6 protein-coding genes are annotated in these 9,389 nt (G+C 70.0%); 5 read left to right on the top strand and 1 reads right to left on the bottom strand.

Translation table 11 applies throughout. The features are described 5' to 3' along the window. Positions 1 to 109: 109 nt before the first annotated feature. The 4 genes from uvrB to aroQ all read left to right on the top strand — a co-directional run bounded on the left by uvrB (position 110) and on the right by aroQ (position 5,078). Complete coding sequence (uvrB, locus tag SSBG_RS23500; RefSeq protein ID WP_008748561.1) at positions 110 to 2,266, top strand: excinuclease ABC subunit UvrB; 2,157 nt, start codon at positions 110 to 112, stop codon at positions 2,264 to 2,266. 305 nt (positions 2,267 to 2,571) lie between these two features. Then, a complete protein-coding gene (locus SSBG_RS23505; protein WP_008748562.1) occupies positions 2,572 to 3,159 on the top strand; it encodes a TerD family protein in 588 nt (195 codons plus the stop codon). A 264-nt stretch (positions 3,160 to 3,423) separates the two neighbouring features. After that, positions 3,424 to 4,497: a TerC family protein gene (locus SSBG_RS23510; RefSeq protein WP_008748563.1), complete on the top strand. Its 1,074-nt coding sequence runs from the start codon at positions 3,424 to 3,426 to the stop codon at positions 4,495 to 4,497. 125 nt (positions 4,498 to 4,622) lie between these two features. Next, the gene (gene aroQ / locus SSBG_RS23515; RefSeq protein ID WP_008748564.1) at positions 4,623 to 5,078 is read left to right on the top strand and encodes a type II 3-dehydroquinate dehydratase; all 456 of its coding nucleotides are present in this window, start codon (positions 4,623 to 4,625) and stop codon (positions 5,076 to 5,078) included. A gap of 89 nt (positions 5,079 to 5,167) precedes the next feature. On the opposite strand, the gene SSBG_RS23520 is transcribed toward aroQ, so the two are convergent. Next, positions 5,168 to 5,824: an MBL fold metallo-hydrolase gene (locus SSBG_RS23520; RefSeq protein WP_008748565.1), complete on the bottom strand. Its 657-nt coding sequence runs from the start codon at positions 5,822 to 5,824 to the stop codon at positions 5,168 to 5,170. Between the two features lie 494 nt (positions 5,825 to 6,318). Between SSBG_RS23520 and uvrA the strand changes: the two genes are divergently transcribed. Next, positions 6,319 to 9,351, top strand: coding sequence for an excinuclease ABC subunit UvrA (uvrA, locus tag SSBG_RS23525; protein WP_037870477.1), 3,033 nt, complete (start codon positions 6,319 to 6,321; stop codon positions 9,349 to 9,351). Positions 9,352 to 9,389: the final 38 nt, after the last annotated feature.

A 9,389-nucleotide genomic window follows, 5' to 3' on the forward strand; every position in this document is an offset into this window, starting at 1 on the left:
CCGCGCCGGGGCGCGCGCTCCCCTCCCCGCGCGCCGGCCGCGCCCTTCCCCGCGTGGCCCGCCCCGCTTGCCGGGCCGCTTGTCAGTGGTCGGTCGTACCGTGGACGACATGCGGCCCGTAACTCAGATCGAACGCACGGTGGCACCTTTCGAGGTCGTCAGCCCGTACTCGCCCAGCGGTGACCAGCCCACCGCCATCGCCGAGCTGGAGAAGCGCGTCAAGGGCGGGGAGAAGGACGTCGTCCTGCTCGGCGCGACCGGTACCGGCAAGTCGGCGACCACCGCGTGGATGATCGAGCGGCTCCAGCGCCCCACCCTCGTCATGGCGCCCAACAAGACCCTCGCGGCACAGCTCGCCAACGAGTTCCGCGAGCTGCTCCCGAACAACGCGGTCGAGTACTTCGTCTCGTACTACGACTACTACCAGCCCGAGGCGTACGTCCCGCAGTCGGACACCTACATCGAGAAGGACTCCTCGATCAACGAGGAGGTCGAACGCCTGCGCCACTCGGCGACGAACTCGCTGCTCACCCGCAGGGACGTCGTCGTGGTGGCCTCCGTCTCCTGCATCTACGGCCTCGGCACGCCGCAGGAGTACGTGGACCGCATGGTCTCCCTCAAGGTCGGCGACGAGGTGGACCGCGACGAGCTGCTGCGGCGCTTCGTGGACATCCAGTACGCGCGCAACGACGTCGCCTTCACCCGCGGCACCTTCCGCGTGCGCGGGGACACGATCGAGATCTTCCCCGTCTACGAGGAGCTCGCCGTCCGCATCGAGATGTTCGGCGACGAGATCGAGGCGCTCTCCCTGCTCCACCCGCTCACCGGCGAGGTCATCAGCGACGACCAGCAGGTGTACGTCTTCCCCGCCTCGCACTACATCGCCGGCCCCGAGCGCATGGAGCGGGCGGTCAGCGGCATCGAGGCGGAACTGGAGCAGCGGCTCGCCGAGCTGGAGAAGCAGGGCAAGCTCCTGGAGGCGCAGCGGCTGCGGATGCGGACGACGTACGACATCGAGATGCTCCGCCAGATCGGCACCTGCTCCGGCGTGGAAAACTACTCGATGCACTTCGACGACCGCGAGCCCGGCTCGCCGCCGAACACGCTGCTCGACTACTTCCCCGAGGACTTCCTTCTCGTCATCGACGAGTCGCACGTCACCGTCCCGCAGATCGGCGCGATGTACGAGGGCGACGCCTCCCGCAAGCGCACCCTGGTGGACCACGGTTTCCGCCTCCCCTCCGCGCTGGACAACCGGCCGCTGAAATGGGAGGAGTTCCAGAAGCGCATCGGCCAGGCGGTGTACCTCTCGGCGACGCCGGGGAACTACGAGCTGTCCCGCTCGGACGGCTTCGTGGAGCAGATCATCCGCCCGACCGGGCTCGTGGACCCCGAGATCGTCGTCAAGCCGACCGAGGGCCAGATCGACGACCTCGTGCACGAGATCCGCGAGCGCACCGAGAAGGACGAACGCGTCCTCGTCACGACGCTCACCAAGAAGATGGCCGAGGACCTCACGGACTACTTCCTGGAGCTGGGCATCAACGTCCGCTACCTGCACAGCGACGTGGACACGCTGCGCCGCATCGAGCTGCTGCGCGAACTGCGGGCGGGGGAGTACGACGTCCTCGTCGGGATCAACCTGCTCCGCGAGGGCCTCGACCTGCCCGAGGTCTCCCTGGTCGCGATCCTCGACGCGGACAAGGAGGGCTTCCTGCGCTCGGGGACCTCGCTCATCCAGACCATCGGGCGTGCCGCCCGCAACGTCTCGGGCCAGGTCCACATGTACGCGGACAAGATCACGCCCGCGATGGAGCGCGCCATCGACGAGACCAACCGCCGCCGCGCCAAGCAGATCGCGTACAACACCGAGCGCGGCATCGATCCGCAGCCGCTGCGGAAGAAGATCAACGACATCGTCGCCTCGATCGCGCGCGAGGAGGTCGACACCGAGTCCCTGCTCGGCACGGGGTACCGGCAGGCCGCCGAGGGCAAGGGCGCCAAGACGCCCGTGCCCGCGCTGGGCGGCAAGGCGACGGCCGAGGCGGGCAAGGCGGCGAAGGGCGCGAAGAGCGCCAAGGGCAAGGCCGCGAGCACGCCGACCGACCGGCCCGGCGCCGAGCTGGCCCAGCAGATCGAGGAGATGACCGACCGGATGCGGGCCGCCGCCGCCGACCTCCAGTTCGAGGTGGCCGCGCGGCTGCGCGACGAGGTCTCCGAGATGAAGAAGGAACTGCGGCAGATGAAGGAGGCGGGGGTCGCCTGAGGGGGGAGAGGGCGACCGGGGACGCCTGAGCAGGGAGGGTGGCCAGGGGTGCCTGAGCGGGGGAGGGCGGCCGGGGGCCGCTGGAGCGGCGAGGGTGACCGGCCCTCCCCGCTCACCCGGGAGGGTGATCCGCGCCCGGGGCGGGACCAGGTCACCCGCCTGGCGTGCACGGGACGCCCCGTGTCCCGGGACGGCCACAATCCGCCGTTCGGGGGCTGCGCGGCGGGCCGCCGCCGTGCGAGGGTCGGGGCGGGCGCTTCGACGGGGGAGCGCCCCGGCGACGCAGGCACGGAAGGTGGGGACACGTGACGGTCAACTTGGCCAAGGGACAGGGCATCAGTCTGGAGAAGGGCGACGGGGGCGCGCTGACGGCGGTCCGGATGGGGCTCGGCTGGCAGGCCGCGCCGCGCAAGCGGGGACTGCTCGGCTCGCTCGTACGGCCCCGGGAGATCGACCTGGACGCCTCCGCCGTGCTCTTCAGCGGGAAGAAGTCGGTCGACGTCGTCTTCTTCCAGCACCTCACGAGCAATGACGGCTCCATCCGGCACACCGGGGACAACCTCGTCGGGGGCGCGGGGCAGGGGGACGACGACGAATCGATCCTCGTGGACCTCCAGCGGGTGCCCGCGCACATCGACCAGATCGTCTTCACGGTGAATTCCTTCACGGGCCAGACCTTCCAGGAGGTCCAGAACGCCTTCTGCCGGCTCGTGGACGAGACGACCGGGCAGGAACTGGCCCGGCACACCCTCGCGGGCGGCGGTCCGTACACGGCGCAGATCATGGCGAAGGTCCACCGCGCCGACGGCGGCTGGCGGATGACCGCGCTCGGCACGCCCGCGCAGGGGCGCACCTTCCAGGACCTCGTGCCGGCCATCCTGCCCCTGCTCTGAGAACGGCACGGGCGGGTGCCGGACACGCTGTCCGGCACCCGCCCCCACCTGCTCCTTTTTGATTTCTTTTACCTTCACCTTTACATCTCTTGGGTATCCCCGTACCTTGTGAACAGCGGAGGGGAGTACTCCTCAAGCGGCGTACCCGTCAATACGGACCGCTCAGGTCCCGGGGCGTCGGCCACGCGCCCGGACGGCCGTGGTGGAAGAGACCTCCGGCAGCGACGAGCTGATCGAATGCCGTGACGTACTGCCGGAGGCGCAGTGAACATCTCTCTCACCGTATGGCTGATCACGATCGTGGCCCTGCTGGCCATGGTCGCGGTCGACTTCCTCATCGGACGCAAACCGCACGAGGTCTCCCTCAAGGAGGCCGGGATCTGGACGGTCGTCTGGATCGTCCTCGCCTGTCTCTTCGGCGTAGGGCTCCTGGTCTTCGCCGGGGGCACCCAGGGCAGCGAGTTCTTCGCGGGCTTCATCACCGAGAAATCGCTCAGTGTCGACAATCTCTTCGTCTTCGTGCTGATCATGGCGAAGTTCGCGGTCCCCACGAAGTTCCAGCAGCGCGTGCTCCTCGTCGGGGTGCTCATCGCGCTGGCCCTGCGGACGGTCTTCATCCTCGCGGGCGCCGCGATGATCGAGAACTTCTCCTGGATCTTCTACCTCTTCGGCGCCTTCCTCCTCTACACCGCCTGGAAGCTCATCAAAGAGGCGCGCGAGGAGGACGGGGAGGAGGACGAGTTCGAGGAGAACAAGCTCCTCAAGTCCCTGGAGACCCGCTTCGGCGTCGCCGACAGGTACCACGGCACGAAGCTCTTCGTGCGGCAGCACGGCAAGCGGATCATGACGCCGATGCTCGTCGTGATCCTCGCCATCGGCACCACCGACGTCCTCTTCGCCCTCGACTCCATCCCGGCGATCTTCGGCCTCACCCAGGACCCGTACATCGTCTTCACCGCGAACGCCTTCGCGCTGATGGGCCTGCGCCAGCTCTACTTCCTCATCGGCGGGCTGCTCAAGAAGCTCGTCCACCTCAGCTACGGCCTCTCGGTCATCCTCGGCTTCATCGGGGTCAAGCTCGTGCTCCACGCCCTCCACGAGAGCGGCGTGCACGTCCCCGAGATCCCGACGACCGTCTCGCTCGGCGTCATCGTCGCCGTCCTCGCGGTCACGACCGTCACGAGCCTCCTCGCCACGCGCAGGAAGCGGGAGGCCGAGGAGGCCGCCGGGGCCGGGGCCGAGCACGCGGTCGTGGGCGCGCCCGGCGAGCGGAATCCGCACACAGACGCGGCCCAGCCGTCCAGGGACGGGGACGACGGGGCCGGACCGAGGCGCTGACCGTACGCGGCACGCCTCACGCGTGGTCCTCGCCCGCCATGGGGACGGGCGGGGACCACGCTTCTTCACGCCCGGGGCCGGCGTGATAGACCTCGGTCCATCGCAGCCCCGGACCGGAGGACCCCATGCCGCACAGCTTCACGACCGCCCCGCTCATGGTGCTCAACGGGCCCAACCTGAACCTCCTCGGCAAGCGGCAGCCCGAGGTCTACGGCACCGACACGCTCGCCGACGTCGAGGCCCTGTGCGCCCGCACCGCCGAGGAGCTGGGCGGACGGGCGGACGCCCGCCAGAGCAACCACGAGGGACAGCTCGTCGACTGGGTGCACGAGGCGCGCGAGCACCACTGCGGCATCGTGATCAACCCCGCTGCCTACTCGCACACCTCCGTCGCGCTCCTCGACGCGCTCCAGGCGTGCGAGGGACTGCCCGTCGTGGAGGTGCACCTCTCGAACATCCACCGGCGGGAGCAGTTCCGGCACCACTCCTACGTCTCGCTGCGCGCCGACGCCGTCATCGCCGGCTGTGGCCTCCAGGGCTACGGCTTCGCCGTCGAGCGGGTCGCGGCACTGCTGGACTGAGCCGCCGGGCCCTGCCGCAGCCCGCGCCGGCCAAGCCCTGCCACCGCCCGTCCGCGCCCGCCGGACGTCACCAGCACCGCCGCCCGGTGTCACCAGCCCCGCGCGCGCCACTCCCCGAGGTGCGGGCGTTCGGCGCCGAGGGAGGTGTCGGCGCCGTGGCCCGGGTAGACCCAGGTCTCGTCCGGCAGCGGCGCGAAAACGCGCTCCTCCACGTCGGTGATGAGCCGCTGGAACGCCGCCGCGTCCCCGTGCGTGTTGCCGACGCCGCCGGGGAAGAGGGAATCGCCGGTGAAGACGTGCGGGGCGCCGTCCGGGTCGTCGTAGACGAGGGCGACCGAGCCCGGGGTGTGCCCGCGCAGGTGCCGCACGCCCAGGCGCACGCGGCCCACCCGGACCTCGTCCCCGTCGTCCAGCGGTACGTCCGTGGGGACGGGGATGCCCGCCACGTCCTCGCGGCCCGCGCAGGTGAGCGCCCCGGTCGCCGCGACGACCTCCGCGAGCGCCTGCCAGTGGTCGGGGTGCTGGTGCGTCGTGACCACCGTGCGCAGCCCGTCGGGGCCGACGAGCCCCAGCAGGGTCTCCGGCTCCGCCGCCGCGTCGATCAGTAACTGCTCGCCCGTCTCCCGGCAGCGCAGCAGGTAGGCGTTGTTCTCCATGGGGCCGACGGCGACCTTGGAGATGATCAGCCCGCTCAGTTCGTGCGCCTCGGCGGGCCCGCCCACCCGCACCTTTCCGCTGTACGTCATGCGGCCACCCTAGAACCCGCCACCGACAGTCACCCGAACCCGGTACGGACAGTCGTGCCCGGGCCCGTGACGGGTGCCCGGTAGGGGCCGTTGTGACGGTGAACACGCCCGGCGGGTCGCCGATCCGGCCCCAGGCGTCAAGTCGCCTCCGCAGACTTGACACGTCCGGGTGAAGAAAGCGGGAGGCGGCCGGTAATCGAATGTGCGTGCTATACGCTCGGAAGCGCAGTCACGAGGCATCCTTGACCGTGCGCACCGGCCGGGGCGGTCAGCCCCGTGGAATCCCCAGGGTTCCGCCGGTGTTCTCGACAGGGACGGTGGCGGCGTGGCCGTGCGAGGCCCCGCCCCCGTGACAGTCCATCGCCGAGGCGGTGTCTCCAGTCGGCCCCCAGGGGCCCGTACCGGAGAGCACGCAGCCGTCCGTGCCCGATGGTCCAGACGTTCTCGAAGCGGGGCGAGCCCCCGTTTCTCCGATCAGAAAGGTGCGGACCGGCGTGGCCGACCGTCTCATCGTCCGTGGAGCACGCGAGCACAATCTGCGGAACGTCTCGCTCGACCTCCCCCGGGACTCCCTGATCGTCTTCACGGGACTCTCCGGCTCGGGCAAGTCATCCCTCGCGTTCGACACGATCTTCGCCGAGGGGCAACGGCGTTACGTGGAGTCGCTCTCCTCGTACGCCCGGCAGTTCCTCGGCCAGATGGACAAACCCGACGTCGACTTCATCGAGGGCCTCTCACCGGCCGTCTCGATCGACCAGAAGTCCACCTCGCGCAACCCGCGCTCGACGGTCGGCACCATCACCGAGGTCTACGACTACCTGCGCCTGCTCTTCGCGCGCATCGGCAAGCCGCACTGCCCCCAGTGCGGGCGCCCCATCGCCCGGCAGTTCCCGCAGCAGATCGTGGACAAGGTCCTCGGCCTGCCCGAGGGCAGCCGCTTCCAGGTCCTCTCGCCCCTTGTGCGCGAGCGCAAGGGCGAGTTCGTGGACCTCTTCGCCGAACTCCAGACCAAGGGGTACAGCCGCGCCCGCGTGGACGGCGAGACCATCCAGCTCAGCGAGCCGCCCAAGCTCAAGAAGCAGGAGAAGCACACCGTCGAGGTGGTCGTGGACCGGCTCACGGTGAAGGAGAGCGCCAAGCGCCGCCTCACCGACTCGGTCGAGACCGCCCTCGGCCTCTCCGGCGGCATGGTCGTCCTCGACTTCGTGGACCTCGACGCCGAGGACCCCGAGCGCGAGCGGATGTACTCGGAGCACCTGTACTGCCCGTACGACGACCTCTCCTTCGAGGAACTGGAGCCCCGCTCCTTCTCCTTCAACTCGCCCTTCGGCGCCTGCCCCGAGTGCACCGGCATCGGGACGCGGATGGAGGTCGATCCCGAGCTGATCATCCCCGACGAGGACAAGTCCCTCGACGAGGGCGCCATCCACCCCTGGTCGCACGGGCACACCAAGGAGTACTTCGGCCGTATCGTCGGCGCGCTCGCCGACGCCCTCGGCTTCCGCACCGACATCCCCTGGGCCGGGCTGCCGCAGCGCGCGAAGAAGGCGCTGCTGCACGGGCACCGCACCCGTATCGAGGTCAGCTACCGCAACAGGTACGGGCGCCAGCGCACCTACACCACCGCCTTCGAGGGCGCCGTGCCCTTCGTCAAGCGCCGCCACTCCGAGGCGGAGAGCGACACGAGCAGGGAGCGTTTCGAGGGCTACATGCGCGAGGTGCCCTGCCCGAGCTGCCACGGCACCCGGCTCAAGCCGATCGTGCTCGCGGTCACGGTGATGGGGAAGTCCATCGCCGAGGTCTCCGCGATGTCGATCACCGACTGTGCGGACTTCCTCGCCGAGCTGACGCTCGACGGGCGGGACAGGAAGATCGCCGAGCGGGTGCTCAAGGAGGTCAACGAGCGGCTGCGCTTTCTCGTGGACGTTGGCCTCGACTACCTCTCGCTCAACCGCGCGGCGGGCACCCTCTCCGGCGGCGAGGCCCAGCGCATCCGCCTCGCCACGCAGATCGGCTCCGGTCTCGTCGGTGTCCTCTACGTGCTGGACGAGCCCTCCATCGGGCTGCACCAGCGCGACAACCACCGGCTCATCGAGACCCTCGTACGCCTGCGCGACATGGGCAACACCCTCATCGTCGTGGAGCACGACGAGGACACGATCAAGGTCGCGGACTGGGTCGTGGACATCGGCCCCGGCGCCGGTGAGCACGGCGGCAAGGTCGTGCACAGCGGCGAACTGCCCGGGCTGCTCAGCAACACGGAGTCGCTGACCGGCCAGTACCTCTCGGGCCGGCGCGCCATCGCCGTCCCCGAGGCGCGGCGCCCCGCCGACCCCAAGCGGAAACTGACCGTCTTCGGCGCGAAGGAGAACAACCTCCGCGACATCGACGTCTCCTTCCCGCTCGGCGTCCTCACCGCCGTCACCGGCGTCTCCGGCTCGGGCAAGTCCACCCTCGTCAACGACATCCTCTACACGCACCTGGCCAGGGAGCTGAACGGCGCCCGCTCCGTCCCCGGACGGCACACCCGGGTCTCCGGGGACGACCAGGTCGACAAGGTCGTGCACGTCGACCAGTCGCCCATCGGCCGCACCCCGCGCTCCAACCCGGCCACGTACACGGGTGTCTTCGACCACGTCCGCAAGCTCTTCGCGGAGACGACCGAGGCGAAGGTGCGCGGCTACCTGCCGGGCCGCTTCTCCTTCAACGTCAAGGGCGGCCGGTGCGAGAACTGCTCCGGTGACGGCACGATCAAGATCGAGATGAACTTCCTCCCGGACGTCTACGTGCCGTGCGAGGTCTGCCACGGCGCCCGGTACAACCGGGAGACCCTGGAGGTCCACTACAAGGGCAAGTCCATCGCCGAGGTCCTGGACATGCCGATCGAGGAGGCGACGGACTTCTTCGAGGCCGTCCCCGCCATCTCGCGCCACCTGCGCACGCTCAAGGACGTCGGTCTCGGCTACGTCCGGCTCGGCCAGTCCGCGCCGACCCTCTCGGGCGGCGAGGCCCAGCGCGTCAAGCTCGCGAGCGAGCTCCAGAAGCGCTCGACGGGTTCCACGGTCTACGTCCTCGACGAGCCCACCACCGGCCTGCACTTCGAGGACATCAGCAAGCTGATCAAGGTGCTGTCCGGGCTGGTCGAGAAGGGCAACACGGTGATCGTCATCGAGCACAACCTCGATGTGATCAAGACGGCGGACTGGGTCGTGGACATGGGACCCGAGGGCGGGAACGGCGGCGGCATGGTCGTCGCCGAGGGCACCCCGGAGGAGATCGCCGAGGAGCCCGGCAGCCACACCGGCCGCTTCCTCAAGGAGGTGCTCGGCACCTCGGCGGCCCCCGCGCCCGCCCGCAAGACGGCTTCGCGCAAGCGGGCCGCGAGCAAGACGGCCGGCCAGATCGTCACGGGCCAGGGCGCCGCGCGCAAGGCCGCCGCTCCGCGCGCGGCGAAGACGGCGAAGACGGCGAAGTCCGCGAAGTCCGCGAAGTCCGCTTCGGCGAAGCGGGCGACGGCGAAGGACTGAGGCCCGGCCGGGAGCGGGGCGGGAGGGGCACGCGGTAC

The sequence above is a fragment of the Streptomyces sp. SPB074 genome, from assembly GCF_000154905.1.
In the GTDB taxonomy this organism is placed as follows: Bacteria; Actinomycetota; Actinomycetes; order Streptomycetales; family Streptomycetaceae; genus Streptomyces.